A 23,262-nucleotide genomic window follows, 5' to 3' on the forward strand; every position below is an offset into this window, starting at 1 on the left:
GGGTGGAGGGTGCGTGCTTCTCGCTGTCTTCTCGGATATCCATGGTAACAGGCAGGCGTTCGAGGCCTGCCTGAAGATCGCGCGTGCGAAGGGCGCGGAGCGCTTCGTCCTGCTCGGCGACTTCGTCGGCTATGGCGCCGATCCGGAATGGGTGGTGGACACCGCGATGGAGCTGGTCGCACAGGGCGCCGTCGCGGTGCGCGGCAATCATGACCAGGCGATCAATTCCACGGCCGAGACCATGAACGCCGAGGCGCAGATCGCGATCGAATGGACCCGCGGCCGCCTCGACACCGCGCAGCGGCGGTTTCTGGCTGAATTGCCGATGCAGGTGGAGGAGGATGGCCGCCTGTTCGTGCATGCGGAAGCCTCGCATCCCCAGCGCTGGCACTATGTCCGCTCGACCGTGGACGCCGCCAAGAGCCTGATTGCGACACGGGCCCACGTCACCTTTTGCGGCCACATCCACAGGCCGGCGCTCTATTCGATGTCGGTGACGGCAAAGATGACGAGCTTCGTGCCGAAGACCGACGTCCCCGTACAGCTGCTGCGCGGACGGCAATGGCTCGCCGTGCTCGGTTCGGTCGGCCAGCCCCGTGACGGCGATCCGTCGGCGGCCTTCGCGCTGTTCGACACCGATTCGGGCCAGATCACCTATTGCCGCGCGCCCTACGACGTCGCGACCGCGGCAGGCAGGATCCGCGACAACGGGCTGCCGTCCTGGCTGGCCGACCGGCTTTCGCAGGGGCGCTAGAGGCCGATGCCCAAACCCCTGGTTCAATCAGGCGCGGAGATCGACGGTTTTACGATCGGCGAATGCGTTCATGCTGGCGGCATGGCGACGCTGTGGACCGTCACCCATCCCGGCATCGACGTGCCCTTACTGATGAAGATCCCGCGGGTGTCGGAGGGCGAGGACCCCGCCGCGATCGTCTCCTTCGAGATGGAGATGATGATCCTGCCGCGGCTTGCGGGACCGCACGTGCCGGCCTGCTTCGGCACCGGCGATTTCGCCCGCCAAGCCTATGTCGTGATCGAGCGCATTCCGGGTGCCACGCTGTACAAGTGGCTCCCCGACCTGCCGCTGCCTTATGAGGAGGCGCGGCAGCTCGTCGCCAGGATCGCAACGGCGCTAGCCGATCTGCACCGGCAAAACGTGATCCACCATGACATCAAGCCGAGCAGCATCATGTTCCGCGAGAGCGGCGAGGCGGTGCTGATCGACTACGGCTTGTCGCATCACAACCACCTGCCGGACCTCCTGCAGGAGGAATTCCGCCTGCCTTACGGCACCGCGCCTTATATGGCACCCGAGCGGCTGCTCGGGGTGCGCGACGATCCGCGCAGCGATCTGTTTTCGCTCGGCGTGCTGCTCTATTTCTTCACCACGGGCGAGCGGCCGTTCGGCGAGGGCGAGACGCTGCGGGCGATGCGGCGCCGGCTATGGCGCGATCCGCATCCGCCGCGGAAGCTCCGCGCGGATTATCCGCCCTGGCTTCAGGAGGTGGTGTTGCGGTGTCTGGAGATCGAGCCGGTGTGGCGCTATCCGACCGCATCCCAGCTCGCCTTCGACCTCGCTTATCCGGACCAGGTCAAGCTCACCGCGCGCTCGGAGCGGGTGAAACGCGATTCCCTCGGCGTCGCCTGGCGCCGGCGCTTCAACCAGGGCGTCATGGCGCCGCGCGCGAAATCGGATGTTGCAGCCCAGATTGCATCGAGCCCGATCCTTGCCGTTGCGCTCGACACGGCGGAGGGTGCTCCGGAGCTGAACGAAGCGCTGCGCGTGACCACCGAGCGCATCCTAGCCACCTTGCCCTCGGCGCGGCTTGCCTGCGTCAACGTGCTCAAGCTGAACCGGATTGCGATCGATCGGACACTGGACGAGCAGGGCTCCAACAAGCATATCGATCGCCTGGTCGCGCTCAGACATTGGGCAACGCCGCTCAAGCTGGACGAGAGCCGGCTGTCGGCTCATGTGCTGGAGGCGGTCGATCCCGCCGCCGCAATCCTGGAATTTGCCGAGGCCAATCAGGTCGACCACGTCATCATCGGCGCGCGGCAGAGCTCATTCCGGCGCACGCTGCTCGGCAGTGTCTCGGCCAAGGTGGCCTCGGAGGCGAGCTGCACCGTCACAGTGGTGCGGCCGCCGCGGATGGCTGGGGACGGCGGCGGCCCGGAGCCCGGCGAAGGTTAGGCCCGGGACGATTTGCGGGCCGGATCAGGCCGCGTGGACGGCAATAGCGCGCTTGCGGCGGATCGGCCAGGAGAATTGCGGTCCCGGCTCGCCGTGATCCGCGCTGCCGCCGAAATACTGGATGATCTCGCGGCAGGGCTCGCAATTGAACAGGTTACGCGACGCGGACGCCTTGGTCATTTCCTTCAGGCAGTTCGGGCAATGCGGTTTCATGGGCGGTCCGGAAGAGAAGTCTCAGTGTCGGCGCGGCGAGCCGAGCGAACGGTCGAGGTCCGAATTGTCGAGCCCGGCATCGTCGTCCAGCGTGCCATCGGCGCGCTCGAGGCGGCCGAAGAAATAGTCGAGGCTCGGATGCGGGCGCCGTGGAATACGGCACCGGCGCTTCTGCTGACGCTTCACGAGGGCGATCTGCATGGACGTCAGCCCCTGTGGCGGTCGCGACGGATGTTGCGGGCCGGACGTGCCGGGGCCTCGACCGGTCCGGCCGACGGACCGAACACGACAAACGCACTGAAACCGATCCACAACGCCACGCCAGTCCAAACCAGGATCGTCGTCATGATGTGCTCCCGCGAAAACAGGCAGGAATCACTTGCAGTGATTTGCGCGAATCAGGGAAGCCCGGATGAGTACGGATCGAGGTTGCAATTTTAAGCAATTGCGCGCCGCAACCCCGTAACAACCGCGCAGCTGCGGAGCGCCGAGGCAGCCGTCAGATCGCCTCGCCGCGTGCCCCAAGTGCCGCGTTGCGGATCGCGGCGATGTTGGCCTTGTAGGTGTCCTGCGTGCCGCCCTTGAACACCGACGTGCCGGCGACGAAAGCGTTGGCGCCGGCCGCGGCGAGCGCGCCCGCAACATCGGGCCCGACGCCACCGTCGACCTCGATGTCGATCGGACGGCCCGCAACCATCGCGCGGATGTCCCGGGTCTTGCCGATCGCGGAGGGGATGAAGGCCTGGCCGCCGAAGCCGGGATTGACCGACATCACCAGCACGAGGTCGACGAGGTCGAGGACGTATTCGAGCGCGCTGATCGGCGTCGCCGGATTGAGCGAGACGCCGGCCTTCTTGCCGAGCGCGCGAATGGCCTGGAGCGAGCGGTGCAGGTGGGGACCTGCCTCCGCGTGCACGGTGATGTGGTCGCAGCCGGCCTTCGCGAAGGCCTCGAGATAGGGATCGCAGGGCGAGATCATCAGATGCGCGTCGAAGATCTTCTTGGTGTGCGGGCGCATCGCCCTGATGACATCAGGACCGTAGGAGATGTTCGGAACGAAATGCCCGTCCATCACGTCGAGATGGATCCAGTCGGCGCCGGCGGCATCGACGCTGCGCACCTCCTCGCCGAGCTTCGAGAAGTCCGAGGCCAGGATCGAAGGCGCGATGGCGAGGGGGCGAGGGACGAAAGCTTGGGTCATGGCGCGTTTTCCCGGGGCGGACCGACGACGAATGGCCTCGCCTAACATGGGCTCTTGTGCCGGGCAATGCAGGAGGGGCGGGCTTCCTGTGGGCGGAAATTTCTGCCGCCGGCGGCATGAATTGCCGATGTTCCCGCGGCCTGCACGACGGTGCGGATGCGGATTTCGTTGAGCTTTTCGCGGTGGCACGGCGCTTGCTGACTTCAGCCGCAGAACATTGGTCGCGGCATGCCGCATTCCGTTGGAGTTGTGCAATGTTGTTCGCCCTTAGTGCGGTATCGAGCGCACTCGATGCGATCCAGTCGCTGACGAACGCGAAATCGTCGTCGGCGGCGCACAAAACGGGCTCCTCGCAGAGCGCGCCGGTCAATCCGTTCGCGATCGATAGCGGCAGCACGACCGGCGCGACCTCGTCGGTCAATGCAGGTAAATATCCGCAGATATCGGCGGAGACGATGAATGCGCTGTTCGCGGCGCAGAGCCAATCGGACGAAGCCGCGGGGGCGACATCCTCGACGTCGAAGGGCCGGGAGGCTGCGCTGAAGGATCTGTTCTCGCAGATCGACGCGGACGGCGACGGCAAGATCACCAAGTCGGAGTTCGAGGACGCGCTCGGCGCGGGCGGCACCAACCTGGCCCAGGCCGACGACGTGTTCTCGAAGATGGACGCGAATGCGGATGGCAGCATCAATCTCGGCGAGATGACGAAGGCGCTGAGGGGCGGTCACGGCCGTGATCACGCGGAAGGCGCGGGCGATGGCTCGGAGTCCTCGTCGCAATCCAGCCGCGGTTCGACGTCGACCACGACGACCAATGCCGACGGCTCGACCACCACCACCGTCACCTATGCAGACGGCTTCAAGATGTCGACCACGGTGCCGGGCGCCTCCAGCTCGTCGAATGCGAAAGGTGGCGGCAATTCGCCCTATGATTGGTTCGGGCAGATGATGCAGCGCCAGGCGCAGGCCACTGCGGGATCAGCAGCTTCATCGATGTCGATCAGCGTGTGAGCGCATCCCGAAGCTAGCCGGCGGGTTCGTGCGTGATGTCACGACAGGCATAGCGGTCGCGGATCTCGCGATTGAAGAACGTTCCTTTTGCGCGCGAATCCCTGAACGCGGCAGCGACCTCGGGCGGAACATCCTCATAGTCATAGAGGCGCCCGCTGACGAACGTCACCTTCAGCTCGCGTTTCTCGGGCGCATAGCGAAAGAACCGGATCACGGAAGAGGGCATGGTCGCGCACCTTGTCCGCCCGGTAACGCGTTGGGGGCCGTTTCGTTTCTCTCCTAGCCGAACCGGTCCTGCCAAGCCGGCTGCGCGCCCGGAAACGGCAGGGCCGTCGCGCTGTAGACGCCGCGGGCGATCGCGCGTGCGACCACGTTTGCGGCGATCGTGCCGAGCTCGGTGAGGCCAACCAGCGGCTCGATCGGCTTTTCGCAGGTGGCGGCGGCGAACAGAACGTCGCCGTCGGTCGGCGCATGCACCGGATAGATCGCGCGGGCGAAGCCGGTATGCGCGATCATCGCCAGCCGCTTGGCCTGGGGTTTGGTCAGCACCGCGTTGGTCACGACGGCGCCGATGGTGGTGTTCTCGCGCGCGCTCGCGGCAGGGCCGCCCTTGATACGCATGCGGAGCATGTCCTCGGTGAACTTGTCCGGCAGGCCGCGTCCACCGAATTCGCCGTGCACCTCGAACGGCGCCGCCCAGAACCACGGACCATCGCCGACGGTGGCGCTGCCCACGGCGTTGACGGCGACGATCGCCGCGACCTTGATTCCGCTCGGCGTCACCGCCGATGCGGAGCCGAGACCGCCCTTGAACGTCGCGGTGGTGGCGCCGAAGCCGGCGCCGGCACTGCCAAGCGCGAAATCCGCCCTGGTGGCCGCGGTCGCCGCGGCATAGCCGAGGTCGCGATAGGGCGAGAAGCGTCCCCAGGCCTTGTCGCCGCCATTGAGCAGGTCGAATAGGATCGCCCCCGGTACGATCGGGATCAGCGCTTCGCGCACCCGATGGCCGCGGCCCTGCTCGGCGAGCCAGGCCTGCACGCCGCCGCCGGTGTCGAGGCCGAAGGCCGAGCCGCCCGACAGCGCGATGGCGTCGATGCGCTCGACCGTGTTGGCGAGATCGAGCAGTGCATCCTCGCGCGTGCCGGGGCCGCCGCCGCGCACGTCGATCGCGGCGATCGCAGGCGAATCGAAGATGATCGCGGTCGCGCCGGAACCCACTCTCGGATCTTCGGCGTGGCCGACCCGGACGCCGGCGATATCGGTGAGAAGGTTCTTCAAGGCGGCCTCGTCGTCGAGAATTCACGATCTGCGATAGCGCAGCAATGCCGCAGGCTCAACCGGCGAGCGCGGTCCTCAGCATCTTGGCGAGCTCGGACTTGCGGTAGGGCTTGGCCAGCAGCAGCACGCCGGAATCGAGCCGGCCATGATGGACGATCGCGTTCTCGGTGTAGCCAGAGGTGAACAGCGTCTTCAGGTCGGGGCGGCGCTTGTGCGCTTCGTCAGCCAGCTGGCGGCCGTTCATGTTGCCGGGCATGATGATGTCGGTGAACAGCAGGTCGATGGTCTCGTCGCTGTCGATGATATTGAGCGCCTCGGCCCCGTTGGCGGCCTCGAGCGCGGTATAGCCGAGGCTCTTGACCTGCGTCACGACATACTGCCGCACCAAGGCATCGTCCTCGACGATCAGGATCTTCTCGCTACCGCCGGTGATTGGCGCGTTCTGGAGCGATTCGAACTCGGTGTCCTGCACCCCGGTCGAGCGCGGCAGGTAGATCTTCACGCTCGTGCCGTGGCCTTCCTCGCTGTAGATCTTGATGTGCCCGCCCGACTGCTTGACGAAGCCGAACACCATGCTGAGGCCAAGGCCAGTGCCCTTGCCGACCTCCTTGGTCGTGAAGAACGGATCGAACACCCGGTCGATCAGCTCGGCAGGAATTCCGCTGCCGGTATCGCTGACCGCGATCATCACGTAATTGCCGGCAACCACGTCGGGGTTCATGCTGGCATAGCCGTCGTCGAGAAAGATGTTGCGCGTCTCCAGCACCAGGGTGCCGCCCTCGGGCATGGCGTCGCGCGCGTTCAGTGCGAGATTGAGGATCGCGGTGGAGAGCTGGCCCGGGTCGACCAGCGTCGGCCAGGCATCCTCGGTGAGCTGCGGCATGATGGTGATCTGCTCGCCGAGCGTCGGATGCAGCAACTTGGCGGCTTCGAGCACCAGTGCGTTGACGTCGATCTCGCGCGGCTGGAGCGGCTGCTTGCGGGCGAAGGCGAGCAGATGCTTGGTCAGCTGCGCGCCGCGCTCGGCGGCGTCGTCGATCAGCTTGGTGATCGCGGCAAGCTCGGGCCGGTCGGCGACCGCGTCGCTGAGAATGCCGATCGTGCCCGTGATCACGGTCAGCACGTTGTTGAAGTCGTGGGCGACGCCGCCGGTCAATTGGCCGATCGAGTCCATTTTCTGGACCTGCCTGAGCTGGGCTTCGGCGGCCTGCTTGTCGGTGAGGTCGCGGCCGATGAAGAAGTGGCGTTTCACCGGTTCCGACCACGTGCCCATCCAGTTCAGCGTGACCTCGTGACCGTCGTAATGGTAGTAGCGCGCCTCGAAGCTGCGCTTGACCGCGCCGCGACGGGCTGCGCGCATCTCGTTCCGCGTGTTCTCGAGATCGTCGGGATGGATGAACTCGATCGCGTTGTGCCCGACCATGTCCTCGGGGCTGTAGCCGAGAATGTTCCGCACGCTCGGGCTGACCTGGATGAAATTGCCATAGCCGTCGGTGACAAGGATCAGGTCCTGCGATGTCTCGAAGATGCGCTGGCGTTCCTCGGTCTCGCGGCGCAGCTTCTCTCTGGCCTGCTTTTCTTCCGTGATGTCATGGGCGATCTTGGAGACGCCGATGATCTCTCCATCGTCGGTCCGCAGCGGTGAGATGTTCAGGACGACGTCGAGAGGGCGGCCGTCCTTCCGAATTCGGACCGTCTCGTGCTGGGCGATCGACTCGTTGCTGGCGATCCGGTTGAGGATGCTTCTGATTTCGCCCTTGCGATCTGGCGGCACGATGATGTCGATCGGCTTGCCGACGGCCTCGGCGGCGGAGTAGCCGAACAGGTTCTCGGCGGCCTTGTTCCAGCTGGTGATGATGCCGTCGAGCGACTTGGTGATGATCGCGTCATTGGACGATTCGACCACGGCGCCGTAAAGCGCGAGGCGCTTGCCGAAATAGTCGCGTTCCGAGGCCGATTGCTGGCGCAACTTTCCGACGAGGCCCACTGTACGCGCCTGGAGGCGCACATTCTCGATCAGAAGCACCGCGAGCACGAAGGTCGCCGCGGCGAGCCCGTAGAGCCGGCCGGCATAGAATCCGAGATCAAAGCGCGCGACGTTGACGATCGCCGACAGGGCGATGTCGAACAGCCAGGCGCACATGACCACCATGAGCCAGATGTCGATCACCGTATGCGGCCTGCGGAACCAGAGCGAGACCAGCGCGGCAAAGCTCAGCGACCACACGAAGGACACGACGCCGATCATGGTCGGCGTGTAGCGGCCCTCGCTCAACAGGACCGGCAACAGATCGTGCTGCGCGGTGACGATCCAGGCGAAGACCGCCATCGCGGCGACGACGCCGAGCCCGCAGGCATAGATCGCGTTGCTTGCCGCGCCGCGGATCCGGGGCCCCCCGTCCTTTTCCTTCAGCCAGGCATATGCCATCACGCAGAGCGGGAAGCCGGCGTGCCAGATCATGTAGAGCCACACCGTGGTCTGCCGGCCCGCGCCCAGGAGTCCGGTCGGGGCGAACAGCCCTGGGAAGGTGAGGGCGTGAACCAGCGCCGCCGCGGCGGTGAAGAGATAGCCGCCGGCGAGCCACAGCAGCGCGCGGGTCCGCAGAATCGCAAATTGCGACAGCAGCAGCACCGCCGTGACGATGTCGCTCACGGCCAGCGCCGATTGGTAGCTGGCGACGAAGGCTGGCACCGGCAGCAGCGGGGTACCAGCGAATGGCACGGCTACGGCGAACAGGAGCGAAGACACACCGACGATCGTCAATGCTGCAGTGCGATCGGTCGAGGTGGCCGGCAGGGTCGACAGAAATGTGCTTCGGTCGATCGGCGCAGGCACGTCCATTTCGCGCGAGTCGGTGGGCTTGAGCATCTCCGCTAGTCTCATTCGCCGGCAGTCCGTTCATCGTAGCGGGTTCTGGGCGCGGGTGGTCAACGGAACCGGGTTACGACTCAACCGAGGGTTACAGCTTACCTAATTTCGGTGAGAGCACGGAACAGGGATTGGTAAGGGGCGCTTTACTGGGCGGTGTCATAATGCCTTGCCACTGCGGCCGGTTCCAGGCTTGAAACAGGCGATTTTGATTTCGAGATCGGGAGTTTGCCCCATGCCCCGCGTTCTCATCATCGACGACCAGAAGGACGTCCGCGCGATGGTGGCAATCGTGCTTCGGGTCAACCATTTCGAGGTCGTGGAGGCCGAAAGTGGCGCGGCGGGGCTGAAAGCCTTTGCGGAAAGCCCTTTTGACGCGGCGATTGTGGACATCTTCCTCGGCGATACCAGCGGCGTCGACGTCATCACCGCCTTGCGCGAACGCGCGCCGGCGCTGCCAGTGATTGCGGTTTCCGGGATGACGGCACTCGATTTCATGGACCAATCGCCCCACCTCGCCAACGTGGTCGGCCTGCAAAAGCCGTTTCGGCCGAACGATCTGCTGCAGGCCCTGCGGAAGGCCCAGGCCGCGGCCGGCGGCGAGATCTCGGCCGCGGTCTGACCGGGCAAAAGAACGCCCCGGCAAGCCGGGGCGTGGTCGCGATGGCGGGAGCCTTCGGGATATCGCTGATCGGGATCCCCGAAGAGCATCCTGGATCAGGAACCCTTGATCAGGAACCCTTGGCGCCGAGCTCGGCGTAATTGCCCTTGGCGTCCCACTTGTAGACGACATAGTCGATCTGCTTGAGGTCGCCCTTGGCGTCAATTTCGATCGGGCCGAGCACCGTGTCCCACTTGCCGGCCTTGATGGTCTCCATGACCTTCTTGGCGTCGGTGGTGCCGGCCTTCTTGACCGCCTGCGTCCAGACCTGCAGCGCAGCGTAGGTGTAGAGCGTATAGCCTTCCGGATCGATGCCCTTGGCCTTGAACGCCTCGACGATCTTCTTTGCGGTCGGCTTGTTGCGCGGATCGGGACCGAAGGTGAACAGCGTGCCTTCGCCGGCAGGACCGGTGATGGAGGCGTACTCCTTATCGGCGAGCGCGTCGCCCGACATCAGCACCGTCTTCATGCCCTGATCGCGCATCTGGCGCAGGATGAGGCCGGCTTCCTGATGGTAACCGCCGACATAGACGAGCTCGACATTCTCCTTCTTCAGGCGCGAGACGATCGCGTTGAAGTCCTTGTCGCCCTTGTTGTAGGATTCGTACATCTTCTCGGTGATGCCGGCCTTGTTGAGCGCCTTCTTGGTCTCGTCGGCAAGACCCTTGCCGTAGGTGGTCTTGTCGTTGAGGATCGCGATGTTCTTGCCCTTGTAGTTCTTGGCGATGTACTGCGCCGCGATCAGGCCCTGCTGGTCGTCGCGGCCGCAGACCCGCGCCACGTTCCACAGCTTGCGCTCGGTGAAGAGCGGGTTGGTCGAAGCCGGGGTGATTTGCAGGACGTTGCCGTCCGCATAGGCTTCAGAGGCCGGGATCGAAGACGACGAGCAGAAATGGCCGGCGACGAACGGGATCTTGGCGCCGGCGATCTTTTCCGCCACCGAGCGGGCCTGTTTCGGATCGCAGGCGTCGTCCTCGGCGTTGAGCGCGAGCTTCTTGCCGTTGACGCCGCCGGCGGCGTTGATGTCGGCGACGGCCATCTCGGCGCCGTTCTTCATTTGGCGGCCGAAGGCGGACTCGCCGCCGGTCATCGGGCCTGCGACTGCGACGGTGACATCCTGCGCAAATGCCGCGCTCGACAGCGCGAGCGATGCGCCGAATGCCAGACCGATGAGCTTCAGTGATTTCATGAGATACCTCGCGGGTGGTCGCCTGTGGAAGTTGCCGGGCACGCCCCGGTTCAAACCGGCGCCATTCTTGAATGAATTCGAGGAGAAGTCACCGGCAAAATACGGGCATACGTCAAGATATCTAGCCGCATTCTCGCGCAGGGCGGGGCCGGTCAGTGCCGGCCGCCTTCCAGATAAGCGGCGCGGATTTCGGGGCGCTGCAGCAATTCGGCGCCGCTGCCGGCCAGCGTGATCAGGCCGTTGACCATGACATAGCCGCGATGGGCGAGCTTGAGGGCGTGGTTGGCGTTCTGCTCGACGATCAGCACGGTCAGGCCGTCCTGCCGGTTCAGCGTGCGGATGGCGTCGAAAATCTGCCGCGCGATGAGCGGGGCGAGCCCCAGCGAGGGTTCATCGAGCAGGAGCAGGCGGGGGCGGCTCATCAAGGCGCGGCCGATTGCGAGCATCTGCTGCTCGCCGCCGGACAGGGTTCCGCCGCGCTGGGTGAAACGTTCCTTCAGGCGGGGAAACAGGGCGAATACGCGCTCGAGCGTGCTCTCCCGTTCCGCCGGCGTGCTCTCGGTGACGTCGGCCCCCATCTGGAGATTCTCGGCGACGCTCATACGCGGGAAGATGCGGCGGCCTTCGGGCGACTGCGCGATGCGCAAATGGGCGATCTCGTGGGTCGGGACGGCCGTGATGTCCTTGCCCTCGTACAGGATCTGCCCGGCGCGGGCGCGCGGCTTGCCGAAGATCGTCATCATCAGCGTCGACTTGCCGGCGCCGTTCGCGCCGATCAGCGCCACGATCTCGCCGGCATTGATGTCGACGTCGACGCCCTTTAGGGCCTCGATCTTGCCGTAGGCCGCGCGCAGGCCCCGGATCGCGAGCAGGGGGGATGCCGCCGTCACGATCCGCTCTCCATGACGGCCATGGCCTCTTCCTCGTCGGCGCCGAGATAGGCGGCGATCACCTTGGGATCGTCGCGCACCTCGCGCGGCGTGCCTTGTGCGATCTTCACGCCGTGATCCATCACCACGATGTGGTCGGAGATCTCCATCACGACCGACATGTCATGCTCGATCAGGAGGATCGACGTTCCCAGGTCGTCGCGGATCGAAAGCAGGAGCTCGTTCAACGCGGCGCTCTCTCGCGCGTTGAGGCCGGCAGCCGGCTCGTCAAGGCACAGGAGTGCGGGCTCGGTGCACATCGCGCGCGCGATCTCGAGGCGGCGTTGATCGCCATAGGCGAGATTGCCGGCCGCATCGTCGGCGCGGTCGAGCAGGTTGACCCGCTTCAGCCAGTCGGTGGCGAGATCAATCGCGCGTTTTTCGGCGTCGCGATAGGTGGGTGCGCCGACAAGGCCGAGCAAGGTGAAGCCCGAGGCGCGCATCAGCATGTTGTGCTGCGCCACCATCAGGTTTTCGAGCACGGTCATCCCGGGAAACAGGCGGATATTCTGGAACGTGCGCGCGACCTTGGCCTGCTTGGCGATACGGAAGTCGTTGAGCCGCTCGAGCGCGATTTCCCTGCCGTCGGCGTGGGTGAGGCGGATGGCGCCGCCGGTCGGCTTGTAGAAGCCGGTGATGCAGTTGAACACGGTGGTCTTGCCGGCACCGTTCGGTCCGATCAGCGCCGTAATCTTGCGCCGCTCCGCCGCGAACGACAGGTCCTGCACGGCGACGATGCCACCGAAGCGCATGGTGAGCTGATCGACGTTGAGGATACGTTCGCCGCTCATCCGTGGCCTTCCTTGACGAGGTCGGAGGAGATGGCCTGCGCCTTCTTCAGATAAACGGTCGGCGCGCGATGGCCGACCAGGCCGCGTGGCCGCCAGATCATGATCAGCACCATCGCCCAGCCGAACACCAGCATACGATAGGTCTCGAGGCCGCGGAACAGCTCAAACCCGCCGATCATGGTCAGCGCCGCGAGCGCGACGCCGAGCTGCGAGCCCATGCCGCCGAGCACGACGATGGCGAGCACCAGCGCCGATTCCTGGAAGGTGAAGGATTCCGGGCTGATGAAGCCCTGGCGGGTGGCGAAGAAGGCGCCGGCGAAGCCACCAAACATCGCGCCGGTCGCGAACGCGGTGAGCTTGGTCGTCGTGGTGTTGATGCCGAGCGCGCGGCAGGCGACCTCGTCCTCGCGCAAGGCTTCCCAGGCACGCCCGATCGGCAGCCCGCGCAGGCGGATCGTCACCCAATTGGTGAGCAGCGCCAGCGCCAGGATCAGATAGAACAGGAAGACGATGCGGTGGGTCGGCGAAAACTCGATGCCGAGCTTGGCGGCCAGCCCATCGTCGCTGTTGTTGAGCGGAATGCCGAACAGGGTCGGACGCGGAATACCGGATACGCCGTTCGGTCCGCCGGTCAGACTCTGCCAGTTGATCAGGACGAGGCGGATGATCTCGCCGAAGGCGAGCGTCACGATGGCGAGATAGTCGCCGCGCAGGCGCAGCACGGGGAAGCCGAGCAGCACGCCCCAGAATGCGGCGAGGATGCCGGCGAGCGGCAGGCAGATCCAGAACGACCAGCCGAAATTGGTGGCGAGCAGCGCGTAGGAATAGGCGCCGACCGCATAGAATGCGACGTAGCCGAGATCGAGCAGGCCGGCGAGCCCGACCACGACGTTGAGGCCCCAGCCCAGCATCACATAGGTGAGCACGAGAATGGCGAGGTCGAGGATGTAGCGCTGGTTATAGAAGATGACGGGCACCAGCAGCGTGAAGATCAGCAGAGCGGGCGCAAGGTAGCGGCCGACCAGCGACATGCCCTTCTGCAACGCTGGCGGCACCAGCTTCTCGGTGCCGGCCGGGCCGATCCATTGCCTGAGCAGCTCGATCACGATCGAGCCGCCGAATACCGCGGCGACGAGGGAGGCGAGCTCGCCGAATCGCGTCCAGTAGGTGAGCTGGCCCTCGGAACCCGCCTCGGTGCGGATGCCGACCATCAGCGAGAACAGCACCAACGCGATCACTGCGTTGATGAAGGCGGTCTTGAGGAGAGCGGGGATGCCCGATGCAGTTTTGGTCGTCTGGGTCGAGGGAGCTGTCACGCGCGCTCCGTCAGACTTTTTCGACTTCGGGACGGCCGAGCAGGCCGGTCGGCATGAAGATCAGCACGACGATCAGGATCGAGAATGCCGCAACGTCCTTGTACTCGACCGAGAAATAAGCCGACCAGAACGTCTCGATCAGGCCGATCGCAAGCCCGCCGAGCATGGCGCCGGGCAGCGAGCCGATGCCGCCGAGCACGGCGGCGGTGAAGGCCTTGATGCCGGCGACGAAGCCCATGAAGAAATCGACCAGGCCGTAATAGAGCAGGTACATCAGGCCCGCGACGGCGGCAAGCGCCGCGCCGATCACGAAGGTCATGGAGATGGTGCGGTCGACGTTGACGCCGAGCAGAGCCGCCATGGTCTGATCCTGCTCGCACGCGCGCATGTCGCGCCCGAGCCGGGTGCGCGACACGAGCCAGGTGAAGATCGCGAGCAGCACGATGGTGGTGATGACCACCATGATCTGGATGTTGGAGAGCTGGATCACGAAGCCGTCCTGGCTCTCATGCAGGGTGTAGCCGCCGGTGATGAAGGGCGGGATCGGCTTGACGCGGGCGCCTTGCGCCACTTGCGAATAATTCGTCAGCACGAACGACATGCCGATGGCCGACAGCATCGGGGCGAGGCGGAACGAATGGCGCAGCGGCCGGTAGGCGATGCGCTCGATGGTCCAGCCATAGAGCGCCGTGATCGCCATCGACACCAGCAGCACCACGAGCAGGATCACCGGAATAGCCGTGAGGCCGAGCGAGATCAGGATCAGGAAGGTGATGAGGGCGATGAAGCCGCCGATCATGAAGACGTCGCCATGGGCGAAGTTGATCATGCCGACGATGCCGTAGACCATCGTGTAGCCGATCGCGATCAGGCCGTAGATGGAGCCGAGCACGAGGCCGTTGATGAGCTGCTGGGCGAAATAATCCATAAGCTGCCGTACCCAAACTTGACGCGGCTCAAAGGGAGCTCTTGCAGAGAGTTCTTGGGCCCCGGCAGCCCTTGAGCGTTCACCTGGTTTTGTAACAGGAGGGAACTGGCGGCTGCAACTGGCCTGGTCTCCGCCTTAAGGCTTGTACAGAGATCATTTTGCCGCCGGGTTCCTCGCGCTGCGAGGAACCCGGTTCCCGAGGCAACCAAAGCGAATGCCGGTCGTTATGTTGGTTCTGACGTCCAACAAGGGAGTTTCCCGAATGACGAAGCAGCAGAACCAGCAGCCCGGTCAGCAGAGTCAGAATCCCGGCCAGCGCAACCCGCAGCAGCAGGGTGGCGGTCAGAAACCCGGACAGCAGCAGCAGGACCCGCGCCAGGGTGATCGGCCCGGCCAGCAAGGCGGCCAGCGCAGCCAGGACGAATAGTTTGGGAGCCCGTGAGCAGGAGGGCCCCGCCATAAGGCGGGGCCTTTTTTGTGCTTGGTGTGTTCCGGGGCGATGCGAAGCATCGAACCCGGAATCCCGAGATTCCGGGTTCGGCTCTCCGAGCCGCCCCGGAATGCAGAGCTAGGTCCGGCCCAGTTAAGGTAAACAAAGGGTTTAAATTGCCGCCGCAGTCTGTTGCGAGTTAGCTCCGGCAGGCCGTCGCCTTCCATCGGAGGCTCGGTAAACCACGCGGGAAGCGGCATGTTCAGGAATTGGCGGATCGGCTCGGTCAACGGCGCGCTGCTGGCGGCCTATTTCATTCCCGTGTGGAGCCTCGTCGTCTTCAACATCATTGTCGCGCCCGTGCACGGCCTCTACGAGCGGCCGAGCGTCGCGGTGGCGCTGTACCTCAGCGACCATCTGCAGATGGCCGGCATGGACACGGTGCGTGCCGCCTGGCTGCTGGCGCTCGGACGGCTGACCGTGGTGGCGTTCTTCGCGATCTACCTCGTGCTGCTCTGCATTCCCCGCACCCGCAAGGGCGGCGGCAGCGACGAGGCGCTCGGTATTGCGCTGGCGATCGGCAGCCTGATCTCCTTTGCCAGCATGGTGATGGCCTCCAAGGTCGGAGAGCTGGCCGCGCTTCGGCTGCACGCCACCGAACTCCTGCTCCTGCTCGGCGCCGCGGTCGTGCTCGTGATCGAGAAGCCGGTGGCTGCGCCGAAGGCGGCCGAAGCCGCCGCGCCGCCGAATCTTCAGCCTTTAGGTCTTGAGCAGGCCGAGCTCCTGCACAATCGCTGAGGCTTCCTTGACGGCGTGGTTCGCCGCCGGCACGCCGCAATAGATCGCCTGCTGCAGCAGGATCTCCTTTATGTCGTCGGGCGTGAAGCCGCCTTCGGCCAGCGCCGCACGCACGTGCAGGCGGAATTCGTCCCATTGCCCGAGCGCGACCATGGTGCCGATCACCAGCACCCGGCGCGTGCGCTCCTCGAAATGCGGCCGCGTCCAGATCTCGCCCCAGGCGTAGCGGGTGATCAGGTCCTGGAAGTCGGTGTTGAAGGCATTGCGGTTCGCGATCGACTTGTCGACCCAGGCATTGCCCAGCACCTTGCGGCGCACGTCCATGCCGGCATCGCGGCGCTTCTGGTCGTCCATTCTATCCTCCTCTCCCTCATTGCGAGCGCAGCGAAGCAATCCAGAATATGTGTCCGCGGAGACGGACTGGATTGCTTCGTCGCTACGCTCCTCGCAATGACGGCTGTTGCTAACGCTGCGTCAGGAACCCCACCACGGCATCCGTGAACGCATGCGGCTGCTCGACGTTCGAAATGTGCGCGGCGTCGATGATGGTCATGCTGGCGCCGGGAATGCTGGAGCGGATCAATTCGGCCGCCGAGATCGGCGTCGCCGCGTCGTGGCGGCCGGCGATCACCAGCGTCGGGCTCTTGATTTTCGGCAGCAGCGCGCGCTGGTCCAGCGTCGACAGCGCCTCGCAGCAGGCGAGATATCCTTCAACCGGGGACGCCAGCAGCATCGACTTCATCTTCGCGGTGATCGCAGGCTCGCGCTCGCGGAAATCTTGGGTGAGCCAGCCCGCGATCACGGCATCGGCGACGGCAGCAATGCCGCCCTCCTTCACCGCCTTGATGCGGTTGTGCCAGTTTGTCGGATCGGGATAATAGCAGGAGGTGTTGGCGAGGATGAGCTTGCCGAACCTTTCGGGCGCATTGGCGCCGAGCCATTGCCCGACCATGCCGCCCATCGACAGGCCGCACCAATGCACCTTCTCGATGTTGAGATCGTCGAGGATCGCGAGCACGTCGCGGCCGAAGCGCTCCATCGTGTAGGGGCCGGGCGGGACGTTGGACTTGCCGTGGCCGCGGCGGTCGTAGCGGATGACGCGGAACACCTGCGTCAGCGCCTTCATCTGCGGCTCCCACATCTGCAGCGTGCAGCCGAGCGAGTTCGACAGCATCAAGGTCGGCCCGCCGTCGCGGCCTTCGACGGAGACGTTCAGCAGGCATCCGTCGGCATCGATCATGGGCATGGCATGTCCCTCGTCATGCGCTGGCTTGACCCGCGCATCCATTTAGAAAAAGAATCTTTCCCAGATGATGGATTGCCGGGTCAAGCCCGGCAATGACATCAGGAGAGATCCAGAGAATCCAGCAGTCGGTCGATCAGCGCCTGTGACGCGCCTTGATAGGCCATCGGCTCGAACAATGCCGCAATTTTTTCCGGCGACAGGTGCGCGGTGACTTGCGAATCGGCAGACAGCACCTCGCGCAGATGCTTCTTCTCGGCGACGGCGCGCTTGCTCGCGGCCTCGATCAGATGATGTGCATCGCTCTTGCCGATGGCTTCGGCGAGCGCGAAGGTGACGGCCTCGGCCATGATCAAGCCGTGCGTCGCATCGAGATTGCTGCGCATGCGCGCCGCATCGACCTCGAGACCCTCGGCGATGTCGACGACGGCAGCCAGCGCGCCTGATGTGACCAGCATCAATTGCGGCAGCGTCGGCCATTCCGCGTGCCAGGGACCGGCACTGCGTTCGTGGTCCTGCACTTGGGCGGCGAAGATGGTCGCGGCGAGCTGCGGGGCCATGGTCGCGGCGCCCAGCGCGCTTGCGGCGGCAACCGGGTTGCGCTTGTGCGGCATGGTCGAGGAGCCGCCGCGGCCTTCGCCGGCGGCCTCGAACGCTTCGGCGACGTCGGTCTGCATCAGCAGCGAGACGTCGCGCGCGATCTTGCCGCAGCTGCCGGCGAGAATGGCAAAGCAGGATGCGGCCTCGGCGATGCGGTCGCGATGGGTATGCCAGGGCGCCTCGGGCAGCGGCAGATCGAGCTCCTGTGCCAGCCGTTCGGCGACCGCGAGCCCCTTGTCGCCGAGGGCCGCGAGCGTGCCGGCAGCGCCGCCGAATTGCAGCGCGAGGCCCTCGCGGGAGAGCCGCCGCAGGCGGCAGCGGGCGCGGGCCAGGCTCGAGGCGTATTCGGCTGCCTTCAACCCGAACGGCATCGGCAGCGCGTGCTGGAGCCAGGTCCGCGCCACCATCGCGGTGTTGCGATGGCTGCGCGCCAGCGCGGCAAAGCCCTTGATGGCGCGGCTGAGGTCGGCATCCAGCGCCGCGATGCCGGCGCGAAGCATCAGCATGGTGGCGGTGTCGATGACGTCCTGGCTGGTCGCGCCCCAATGCACGTAGCGTGCGGCCTCCGCGTCAGTCTTGCCGACATTGGCGGTCAGCATCTTGACCAGGGGAATCGCGAGATTGCCCGACCGCGTCGCGGCGTCGGCCAGTGCAGCCATGTCGAAGCCATCGGCCTTGCACGCAGCCTCGATCGGTCCGACGGCGGATGCCGGAATCACCGCGCTGGCCGCCTCGGCGCGTGCCAAGGCTGCCTCGAAATCGAGCATGTTCTGCAAGGTAGACCGGTCGTCGCAGACCACGCGCATGGCGGCGCTCGACAGCATCGGTGCGAGCAGGGGGGAGATGGATGTGCTCATGTTGCGCGCGACCTAATCATCATGGCCCGGCCATGCCAATCCCCCACAGCCTGCACACGTCATTTTGCAGTTGCGAATATGCATTGCACGTGACCGGCCGCCGGCCTTTTCTTTGCCGCGTCGCTGCGTTACTTGATCAGCACTATAGTTGCGCGATCCGGGAGGCACCCTCATGGCCATGACGATGAACGGCGAAGTCCAGCTTGCGGCGCCGCGCGAGGCCGTGTGGGCCAAGCTCAACGATCCCGAGGTGCTGAAGGCCTGCATCCCCGGCTGCGAGGAGCTGGAGAAGACCGACGACGGCGGCTTCCGCGCGACGGCGAAAATGAAGGTCGGCCCGGTGTCGGCGCGCTTCAAGGGCAAGATCACGCTGTCCGATCTCGACCCGCCGAACGGCTACAAGATTTCCGGTGAGGGCGAGGGCGGGGTGGCCGGATTCGCCAAGGGCGGCGCGGCGGTCAAGCTCGCCGAGAAGGACGGCGGCACGCTGCTGTCCTACGACGTCGAGGCGCAGATCGGCGGCAAGTTGGCGCAGCTCGGCCAGCGCCTTATCAACGGTGCCGCCAAGAAGCTGGCCGACGAGTTTTTCGCGAACTTCGCCAAGGCCGTACAGAGCTGAAGGTCCAATACCTTTAGAGTAGCGCCTTCGGCATGGCGCCTTGCGCCCGGGGCGATGTTGCCCCGGGGGATAATGGCCCATATGATGGGTTGGAATAATTATAAGAACCGCTTCGACGGGACCCGTCGGGGCGCTGACAGAGAGTGCTTATGGCAAAAATCTCCCTCATCGTGAACGGCAATCCTGTGACGGCGAACATCGATCCCCGCACGCTTCTGGTGCAATTCCTGCGCGAGAATCTGCGGCTGACGGGCACCCATGTCGGCTGCGACACCTCGCAGTGCGGCGCCTGCGTCGTGCATCTCGACGGCAAGGCCGTGAAGTCCTGCACCACGCTTGCGGTGATGGCCGATGGCCACGAGGTCAAGACGATCGAGGGACTGGCTGCGGACGGCGCGCCGCTGCATCCGATGCAGGAAGCCTTCCGCGAGCACCATGGCCTGCAGTGCGGCTTCTGCACGCCCGGCATGATCATGACCGCGATCGACATCGTGCACCGCAGGGGCCACGAGCTCGACGACCACACCATTCGCGAGGAGCTCGAAGGCAATCTCTGCCGCTGCACGGGCTACCAGAACATCGTCGCCTCGATCTCGGCCGGCGCCAAGGCGATGGCCAAATCCGACCTCGCGTAACGCGCACCCCGCGATCAGGACATACAGATGTACGAATTCAAATATCATCGCCCTGGGACCGTTCGCCAGGCGGCCAACCTCTTGGTGAAGAACGAGGACGCCAAGGTGATCGCCGGCGGCCACACGCTGATTCCCGTCATGAAGCAGCGCCTCGCCAGCCCGCCGCATCTGGTCGATCTCTCCCACATCGAGGGGCTCAACGCGATCGAGATGAAGGGCCGCTCGCTGGTGATCGGCGCCACCGCCAAGCATGCCGAGGTCGCGACCTCCGCCATCGTCGGCGAGGCGATCCCGGCGCTCGCGAACCTTGCCGGCGGGATCGGCGATCCCGCCGTGCGTCACAGGGGCACGATCGGCGGCTCGCTCGCTAACAACGATCCGACTGCCGACTATCCGGCCGCGGTGCTCGCGCTCGGCGCCACCATTGTCACCAACAAGCGCCGCCTCAAGGCGGAAGAATTCTTCCAGGGCCTGTTCACGACCGCGCTCGAAGCGGATGAGATCATCACCAAGGTGATGTTCCCGCTGCCGAAGAAGGCTGCCTACATCAAGTTCCGCAACCAGGCCTCGCGCTATGCGCTGGTCGGCGTGTTCGTGGCGCGGCGTCCTTCCGACGTGCGCGTTGCCGTCACCGGTGCGGGCTCCGAAGGCGTGTTCCGCGTCACCGCATTCGAGGAGGCCCTGAAGAAGCGCTTTGCCTCGAAGGCGCTGGAGGGCATCTCGGTGCCGGCGGAAGGCCTCAACAGCGACATTCACGGCAGCGCCGAATACCGCGCGCATCTCATCGGCGTGCTGACGCGGCGCGCCGTCGATGCCGCCAATGCCAAGCAATGAAGGGCTCACGCCTTCGCCCGATACTTGCCCGGTGAGGGCGCAAACGAGACTGGCCTTTCATGACTTCAGCGGCCACACCTTCCGGTGCCAATACTTCAGTTGGATTGCCGGCATCGGTCGATGCGATGGTCGAACTCCTGACCGCACGCGGCTACCTCGCCGAACGCTCCTTGGCGACGGTGACGTATCTGTCCCTGCGCATGGGCCGGCCGCTGTTCCTGGAAGGCGAGGCCGGCGTCGGCAAGACCGAAATCGCCAAGGTGCTCTCGGCGGCGCTGGGGCGGAAGCTGATCCGCCTGCAATGCTATGAAGGCCTCGACGTCTCCTCGGCCGTCTACGAGTGGAACAGCGCCGCGCAGATGATCGCGATCCGGATGGCGGAAGCGGCCGGCGACACCGATCGCGATCAGCTCTCGAGCGACATCTTCGCGGATCGCTACATGATCAAGCGGCCGCTGCTCCAGGCGCTGGAGCCTGATGTTGCCGGCCCACCGGTGCTGCTGATCGACGAGCTCGACCGCGCCGACGAGGCGTTCGAGGCGTACCTGCTCGAAATCCTCAGCGACTTCCAGGTGACCATCCCCGAATTCGGCACCGTGAAGGCGCCGCATCCGCCGATCGTCATCATCACATCCAACCGCACCCGCGAGATCCACGACGCGCTGAAGCGGCGCTGCCTGTATCACTGGGTCGATTATCCCGCCGCCGAGCGCGAGCTTGCGATCGTCAAGACGCGCGTGCCCGGCATCTCCACCAAGCTGTCGCAGCAGGTCGTGCGCTTCGTGCAGGCGCTGCGCAACCAGGACTTCTACAAGTCGCCAGGCGTCGCCGAGACCATCGACTGGGCCACCGCCCTGTCCGAGCTAGATGCCCGCTCGCTGACCCCGCAAGTGGTCGGCGACACGCTGGGTGCGCTGCTCAAGTACCAGGACGACATCACCCGCATGCAGGGCGACACGCTGCAGAAGGTGCTGAAGGACGCGACGAGCGAGAATTGATTCCTGTCATTCCGGGGCGCGCGGCAGCGCGAACCCGGAATCCATCGGGCCGCAGAGTTGGTGGATGAATGGATTCCGGGTTCGCGCCGAAGAGGGCGCGCCCCGGAATGACGACCGAGAGTGTGGACGCATGGCCATCAACCACCTTGCCCCCGAAAAGACCGAGCAATTCGCCGACAACATCGTCGGCTTCGCTCGCGCGCTGCGTGCCGCCGGCCTGCCGGTCGGGCCGGGCGCGGTGATCGATGCCATGAGCGCGCTGCAGGTGATCGACATCGGCAGCCGATCCGACGTCTTCACCACGCTGGAGGCGATCTTCGTCAAGCGCCACGAGCATGCGCTGATCTTCAGCCAAGCCTTCAACCTGTTCTTCCGCGCTTCCGAAGAATGGAAGCACATGCTGGATTCGGTGCCGCTGCCGGACGAGGCCAAGAAGAAGCCCCAGGCCGGCGCCCGCCGCGTCCAGGAGGCGATGGCGCAACCCCGAATGACCGAGACGCCGCAGCACCAGGAGCAGGATTTGCGCCTGTCGGTCTCCGATAAGGAGATCCTGCAGAAGAAGGACTTTGCGCAGATGAGCGCGGCGGAGATCGCCGAGGCGCTCCGTGCCATCGAGAAGATGCATCTGCCGCAGGCCGAGCTCTTGACGCGCCGGCGCCGGCCCGATGCGCGCGGCCTGCGCCTCGACCTCCGCCGCACGCTGCGCGCCTCCTTACGCACCGGCGGCGACATCATCGACATCCATCGCCTCGGACGGATCGAGAAGCCGGCGCCGATCGTGGCGCTGCTCGACATCTCGGGCTCGATGAGCGAATACACCCGCCTGTTCCTGCATTTCCTGCATGCGATCACGGATGCCCGCAAGCGCGTCTCGGTGTTCCTGTTCGGCACGCGCCTCACCAATGTCAGCCGCGCGCTGCGCCAGCGCGATCCAGACGAGGCGCTGGCGAGCTGCTCGGCCTCGGTCGAGGACTGGGCCGGCGGCACCCGCATCTCGGCCTCGCTGCACAACTTCAACAAATTGTGGGCGCGCCGGGTGCTGAGCCAGGGCGCCATCGTGCTCCTGATCTCGGACGGGCTGGAACGGGAGGCCGATTCCAGGCTCGCCTTCGAGATGGACCGGCTGCACCGGTCCTGCCGGCGGCTGATCTGGCTGAACCCGCTGCTGCGGTTTGGCGGCTTCGAGGCCAAGGCGCAGGGCATCAAAATGATGCTGCCCCACGTTGACGAATTCCGGCCCGTGCATAATTTGAGTTCGATCCAGGAGCTGATCACGACGCTCTCCCAGCCGCTGCCGCCGCATCACCGCAGCCTGATCCGCTCCGCAGCTTGAGAGGCCAGCCATGCTTGATCGCGACGAGGACATCCTGAAGGCGGCGGAGGACTGGCAGAAGGCCGGCCGTGGCGTCGCGCTCGCGACGGTGGTCGAGACCTGGGGCTCGGCGCCGCGCCCGGCGGGCTCCAGCCTCGTCATCAACGACGAGGGCACCTTCCTGGGCTCCGTGTCCGGCGGCTGCGTCGAGGGCGCCGTGGTCACCGAGGCCATGGATGTGATCCAGAGCGGTAAGCCGAAAATGCTCGAGTTCGGCGTTGCCGACGAGACCGCCTGGAACGTCGGGCTGTCCTGCGGCGGCACCATCCGCGTCTTCGTCGAGAAGGTCGGCTAGCC

At 65.4% G+C, this 23,262-nt stretch carries 27 protein-coding genes; 12 read left to right on the forward strand and 15 right to left on the reverse strand.

The annotated features are described in order from the left end of the window. Positions 1-13: 13 nt before the first annotated feature. Entirely contained in the window at positions 14-754 is a 741-nt protein-coding gene (locus tag HZZ16_RS21785; RefSeq protein ID WP_197951528.1) for a metallophosphoesterase family protein, read from the forward strand. A 6-nt stretch (positions 755-760) separates the two neighbouring features. Beyond that, the gene (locus HZZ16_RS21790) at positions 761-2,194 is read left to right on the forward strand and encodes a bifunctional serine/threonine-protein kinase/universal stress protein (RefSeq protein ID WP_197951530.1); all 1,434 of its coding nucleotides are present in this window, start codon (positions 761-763) and stop codon (positions 2,192-2,194) included. Between the two features lie 24 nt (positions 2,195-2,218). On the opposite strand, the gene HZZ16_RS21795 is transcribed toward HZZ16_RS21790, so the two are convergent. From HZZ16_RS21795 to rpe, 4 genes are all read right to left on the reverse strand, one after another. Then, on the reverse strand, positions 2,219-2,407 hold the full coding sequence (locus HZZ16_RS21795; protein ID WP_197951532.1) for a hypothetical protein: 189 nt from the start codon (positions 2,405-2,407) through the stop codon (positions 2,219-2,221). Between the two features lie 21 nt (positions 2,408-2,428). Next, complete coding sequence (locus HZZ16_RS21800) at positions 2,429-2,608, reverse strand: hypothetical protein (protein ID WP_197951534.1); 180 nt, start codon at positions 2,606-2,608, stop codon at positions 2,429-2,431. A 5-nt stretch (positions 2,609-2,613) separates the two neighbouring features. Next, complete coding sequence (locus HZZ16_RS21805) at positions 2,614-2,754, reverse strand: hypothetical protein (protein WP_197951536.1); 141 nt, start codon at positions 2,752-2,754, stop codon at positions 2,614-2,616. A gap of 152 nt (positions 2,755-2,906) precedes the next feature. Next, the gene (gene rpe, locus HZZ16_RS21810) at positions 2,907-3,608 is read right to left on the reverse strand and encodes a ribulose-phosphate 3-epimerase (protein ID WP_197951538.1); all 702 of its coding nucleotides are present in this window, start codon (positions 3,606-3,608) and stop codon (positions 2,907-2,909) included. 254 nt (positions 3,609-3,862) lie between these two features. Here rpe and HZZ16_RS21815 point away from each other — a divergent pair, with 254 nt between their 5' ends. Then, positions 3,863-4,618 (forward strand): EF-hand domain-containing protein, encoded by a 756-nt coding sequence (locus HZZ16_RS21815; RefSeq protein ID WP_197951541.1) that lies wholly within the window; start codon positions 3,863-3,865, stop codon positions 4,616-4,618. 13 nt (positions 4,619-4,631) lie between these two features. On the opposite strand, the gene HZZ16_RS21820 is transcribed toward HZZ16_RS21815, so the two are convergent. Genes HZZ16_RS21820 through HZZ16_RS21830 form a run of 3 tightly spaced genes read right to left on the reverse strand, consistent with a single transcriptional unit; the run spans position 4,632 to position 8,765 of the window. Then, a complete protein-coding gene (locus HZZ16_RS21820; protein ID WP_197951543.1) occupies positions 4,632-4,844 on the reverse strand; it encodes a KTSC domain-containing protein in 213 nt (70 codons plus the stop codon). Positions 4,845-4,897: 53 nt separating this feature from the next. Continuing rightward, positions 4,898-5,896 carry a P1 family peptidase gene (locus tag HZZ16_RS21825; RefSeq protein WP_197951545.1) on the reverse strand — a complete coding sequence of 333 codons (999 nt, stop codon included), beginning with the start codon at positions 5,894-5,896 and terminating at the stop codon, positions 4,898-4,900. Between the two features lie 55 nt (positions 5,897-5,951). Then, positions 5,952-8,765 (reverse strand): PAS domain S-box protein, encoded by a 2,814-nt coding sequence (locus HZZ16_RS21830; protein ID WP_197951547.1) that lies wholly within the window; start codon positions 8,763-8,765, stop codon positions 5,952-5,954. 235 nt (positions 8,766-9,000) lie between these two features. On the opposite strand from HZZ16_RS21830, the gene HZZ16_RS21835 reads away from it, so the two are divergent. Then, the gene (locus HZZ16_RS21835; protein ID WP_197951660.1) at positions 9,001-9,387 is read left to right on the forward strand and encodes a response regulator; all 387 of its coding nucleotides are present in this window, start codon (positions 9,001-9,003) and stop codon (positions 9,385-9,387) included. A gap of 109 nt (positions 9,388-9,496) precedes the next feature. Here the strand turns inward: HZZ16_RS21835 and HZZ16_RS21840 are convergent, their stop codons facing one another. The 5 genes from HZZ16_RS21840 to HZZ16_RS21860 all read right to left on the reverse strand — a co-directional run bounded on the left by HZZ16_RS21840 (position 9,497) and on the right by HZZ16_RS21860 (position 14,579). Then, positions 9,497-10,615, reverse strand: coding sequence for a branched-chain amino acid ABC transporter substrate-binding protein (locus HZZ16_RS21840; protein WP_025037254.1), 1,119 nt, complete (start codon positions 10,613-10,615; stop codon positions 9,497-9,499). 152 nt (positions 10,616-10,767) lie between these two features. Beyond that, on the reverse strand, positions 10,768-11,505 hold the full coding sequence (locus HZZ16_RS21845) for an ABC transporter ATP-binding protein (protein WP_197951549.1): 738 nt from the start codon (positions 11,503-11,505) through the stop codon (positions 10,768-10,770). Then, entirely contained in the window at positions 11,502-12,335 is an 834-nt protein-coding gene (locus HZZ16_RS21850) for an ABC transporter ATP-binding protein (RefSeq protein ID WP_197951551.1), read from the reverse strand. Before HZZ16_RS21850 ends, HZZ16_RS21845 begins: the two co-directional genes overlap by 4 nt. Next, on the reverse strand, positions 12,332-13,651 hold the full coding sequence (gene livM / locus HZZ16_RS21855; RefSeq protein WP_197951553.1) for a high-affinity branched-chain amino acid ABC transporter permease LivM: 1,320 nt from the start codon (positions 13,649-13,651) through the stop codon (positions 12,332-12,334). The genes HZZ16_RS21850 and livM overlap by 4 nt, the downstream gene beginning before the upstream one ends. A 10-nt stretch (positions 13,652-13,661) precedes the next feature. Beyond that, complete coding sequence (locus tag HZZ16_RS21860; protein WP_197951555.1) at positions 13,662-14,579, reverse strand: ABC transporter permease subunit; 918 nt, start codon at positions 14,577-14,579, stop codon at positions 13,662-13,664. Positions 14,580-14,841: 262 nt separating this feature from the next. Between HZZ16_RS21860 and HZZ16_RS21865 the strand changes: the two genes are divergently transcribed. Both HZZ16_RS21865 and HZZ16_RS21870 read left to right on the forward strand, forming a co-directional pair. After that, the gene (locus HZZ16_RS21865) at positions 14,842-15,006 is read left to right on the forward strand and encodes a hypothetical protein (RefSeq protein WP_197951558.1); all 165 of its coding nucleotides are present in this window, start codon (positions 14,842-14,844) and stop codon (positions 15,004-15,006) included. A 261-nt stretch (positions 15,007-15,267) separates the two neighbouring features. After that, positions 15,268-15,807: a hypothetical protein gene (locus tag HZZ16_RS21870; protein ID WP_197951560.1), complete on the forward strand. Its 540-nt coding sequence runs from the start codon at positions 15,268-15,270 to the stop codon at positions 15,805-15,807. Here the strand turns inward: HZZ16_RS21870 and HZZ16_RS21875 are convergent. From HZZ16_RS21875 to HZZ16_RS21885, 3 genes are all read right to left on the reverse strand, one after another. Then, on the reverse strand, positions 15,769-16,161 hold the full coding sequence (locus tag HZZ16_RS21875) for a carboxymuconolactone decarboxylase family protein (protein WP_197951562.1): 393 nt from the start codon (positions 16,159-16,161) through the stop codon (positions 15,769-15,771). The two genes, HZZ16_RS21870 and HZZ16_RS21875, sit on opposite strands and share 39 nt — an antisense overlap. 109 nt (positions 16,162-16,270) lie before the next feature. Next, positions 16,271-17,053: a 3-oxoadipate enol-lactonase gene (gene pcaD / locus HZZ16_RS21880; RefSeq protein ID WP_197951564.1), complete on the reverse strand. Its 783-nt coding sequence runs from the start codon at positions 17,051-17,053 to the stop codon at positions 16,271-16,273. Positions 17,054-17,151: 98 nt separating this feature from the next. Continuing rightward, positions 17,152-18,507 (reverse strand): 3-carboxy-cis,cis-muconate cycloisomerase, encoded by a 1,356-nt coding sequence (locus HZZ16_RS21885; protein WP_197951566.1) that lies wholly within the window; start codon positions 18,505-18,507, stop codon positions 17,152-17,154. A gap of 172 nt (positions 18,508-18,679) precedes the next feature. On the opposite strand from HZZ16_RS21885, the gene HZZ16_RS21890 reads away from it, so the two are divergent. The 6 genes from HZZ16_RS21890 (at position 18,680) to HZZ16_RS21915 (ending at position 23,260) form a co-directional block, all read left to right on the forward strand. Continuing rightward, positions 18,680-19,126 carry an SRPBCC family protein gene (locus tag HZZ16_RS21890; RefSeq protein ID WP_197951568.1) on the forward strand — a complete coding sequence of 149 codons (447 nt, stop codon included), beginning with the start codon at positions 18,680-18,682 and terminating at the stop codon, positions 19,124-19,126. A 149-nt stretch (positions 19,127-19,275) separates the two neighbouring features. Continuing rightward, complete coding sequence (locus HZZ16_RS21895) at positions 19,276-19,761, forward strand: (2Fe-2S)-binding protein (RefSeq protein ID WP_197951570.1); 486 nt, start codon at positions 19,276-19,278, stop codon at positions 19,759-19,761. A 27-nt stretch (positions 19,762-19,788) separates the two neighbouring features. Next, complete coding sequence (locus HZZ16_RS21900; protein ID WP_197951572.1) at positions 19,789-20,595, forward strand: FAD binding domain-containing protein; 807 nt, start codon at positions 19,789-19,791, stop codon at positions 20,593-20,595. Between the two features lie 59 nt (positions 20,596-20,654). Next, entirely contained in the window at positions 20,655-21,593 is a 939-nt protein-coding gene (locus HZZ16_RS21905) for an AAA family ATPase (RefSeq protein ID WP_197951574.1), read from the forward strand. A 130-nt stretch (positions 21,594-21,723) separates the two neighbouring features. Further along, positions 21,724-22,926 carry a vWA domain-containing protein gene (locus tag HZZ16_RS21910; RefSeq protein ID WP_197951576.1) on the forward strand — a complete coding sequence of 401 codons (1,203 nt, stop codon included), beginning with the start codon at positions 21,724-21,726 and terminating at the stop codon, positions 22,924-22,926. A 10-nt stretch (positions 22,927-22,936) separates the two neighbouring features. Beyond that, positions 22,937-23,260 (forward strand): XdhC family protein, encoded by a 324-nt coding sequence (locus HZZ16_RS21915; protein WP_025037240.1) that lies wholly within the window; start codon positions 22,937-22,939, stop codon positions 23,258-23,260. Positions 23,261-23,262: the final 2 nt, after the last annotated feature.

The sequence above is a fragment of the Bradyrhizobium glycinis genome (genome assembly GCF_016031655.1).
Taxonomy (GTDB): domain Bacteria; phylum Pseudomonadota; class Alphaproteobacteria; order Rhizobiales; family Xanthobacteraceae; genus Bradyrhizobium; species Bradyrhizobium glycinis.

Bases quoted from the DNA above. Each gene is read 5' to 3' on its own strand.
- rpe (WP_197951538.1), bottom strand. From the start codon at position 3,608: ATGACCCAAGCTTTCGTCCCTCGCCCCCTCGCCATCGCGCCTTCGATC.
- pcaD (WP_197951564.1), bottom strand. From the start codon at position 17,053: ATGCCCATGATCGATGCCGACGGATGCCTGCTGAACGTCTCCGTCGAA.
- HZZ16_RS21835 (WP_197951660.1), top strand. From the start codon at position 9,001: ATGCCCCGCGTTCTCATCATCGACGACCAGAAGGACGTCCGCGCGATG.
- HZZ16_RS21910 (WP_197951576.1), top strand. From the start codon at position 21,724: ATGGCCATCAACCACCTTGCCCCCGAAAAGACCGAGCAATTCGCCGAC.
- HZZ16_RS21820 (WP_197951543.1), bottom strand. From the start codon at position 4,844: ATGCCCTCTTCCGTGATCCGGTTCTTTCGCTATGCGCCCGAGAAACGC.
- HZZ16_RS21870 (WP_197951560.1), top strand. From the start codon at position 15,268: ATGTTCAGGAATTGGCGGATCGGCTCGGTCAACGGCGCGCTGCTGGCG.
- HZZ16_RS21860 (WP_197951555.1), bottom strand. From the start codon at position 14,579: ATGGATTATTTCGCCCAGCAGCTCATCAACGGCCTCGTGCTCGGCTCC.
- HZZ16_RS21800 (WP_197951534.1), bottom strand. From the start codon at position 2,608: ATGCAGATCGCCCTCGTGAAGCGTCAGCAGAAGCGCCGGTGCCGTATT.
- HZZ16_RS21830 (WP_197951547.1), bottom strand. From the start codon at position 8,765: ATGCTCAAGCCCACCGACTCGCGCGAAATGGACGTGCCTGCGCCGATC.
- HZZ16_RS21895 (WP_197951570.1), top strand. From the start codon at position 19,276: ATGGCAAAAATCTCCCTCATCGTGAACGGCAATCCTGTGACGGCGAAC.
- HZZ16_RS21885 (WP_197951566.1), bottom strand. From the start codon at position 18,507: ATGAGCACATCCATCTCCCCCCTGCTCGCACCGATGCTGTCGAGCGCC.
- HZZ16_RS21815 (WP_197951541.1), top strand. From the start codon at position 3,863: ATGTTGTTCGCCCTTAGTGCGGTATCGAGCGCACTCGATGCGATCCAG.
- HZZ16_RS21890 (WP_197951568.1), top strand. From the start codon at position 18,680: ATGGCCATGACGATGAACGGCGAAGTCCAGCTTGCGGCGCCGCGCGAG.
- HZZ16_RS21790 (WP_197951530.1), top strand. From the start codon at position 761: ATGCCCAAACCCCTGGTTCAATCAGGCGCGGAGATCGACGGTTTTACG.
- HZZ16_RS21805 (WP_197951536.1), bottom strand. From the start codon at position 2,754: ATGACGACGATCCTGGTTTGGACTGGCGTGGCGTTGTGGATCGGTTTC.
- HZZ16_RS21875 (WP_197951562.1), bottom strand. From the start codon at position 16,161: ATGGACGACCAGAAGCGCCGCGATGCCGGCATGGACGTGCGCCGCAAG.
- HZZ16_RS21865 (WP_197951558.1), top strand. From the start codon at position 14,842: ATGACGAAGCAGCAGAACCAGCAGCCCGGTCAGCAGAGTCAGAATCCC.
- HZZ16_RS21795 (WP_197951532.1), bottom strand. From the start codon at position 2,407: ATGAAACCGCATTGCCCGAACTGCCTGAAGGAAATGACCAAGGCGTCC.
- HZZ16_RS21900 (WP_197951572.1), top strand. From the start codon at position 19,789: ATGTACGAATTCAAATATCATCGCCCTGGGACCGTTCGCCAGGCGGCC.
- HZZ16_RS21905 (WP_197951574.1), top strand. From the start codon at position 20,655: ATGACTTCAGCGGCCACACCTTCCGGTGCCAATACTTCAGTTGGATTG.
- HZZ16_RS21850 (WP_197951551.1), bottom strand. From the start codon at position 12,335: ATGAGCGGCGAACGTATCCTCAACGTCGATCAGCTCACCATGCGCTTC.
- HZZ16_RS21915 (WP_025037240.1), top strand. From the start codon at position 22,937: ATGCTTGATCGCGACGAGGACATCCTGAAGGCGGCGGAGGACTGGCAG.
- HZZ16_RS21840 (WP_025037254.1), bottom strand. From the start codon at position 10,615: ATGAAATCACTGAAGCTCATCGGTCTGGCATTCGGCGCATCGCTCGCG.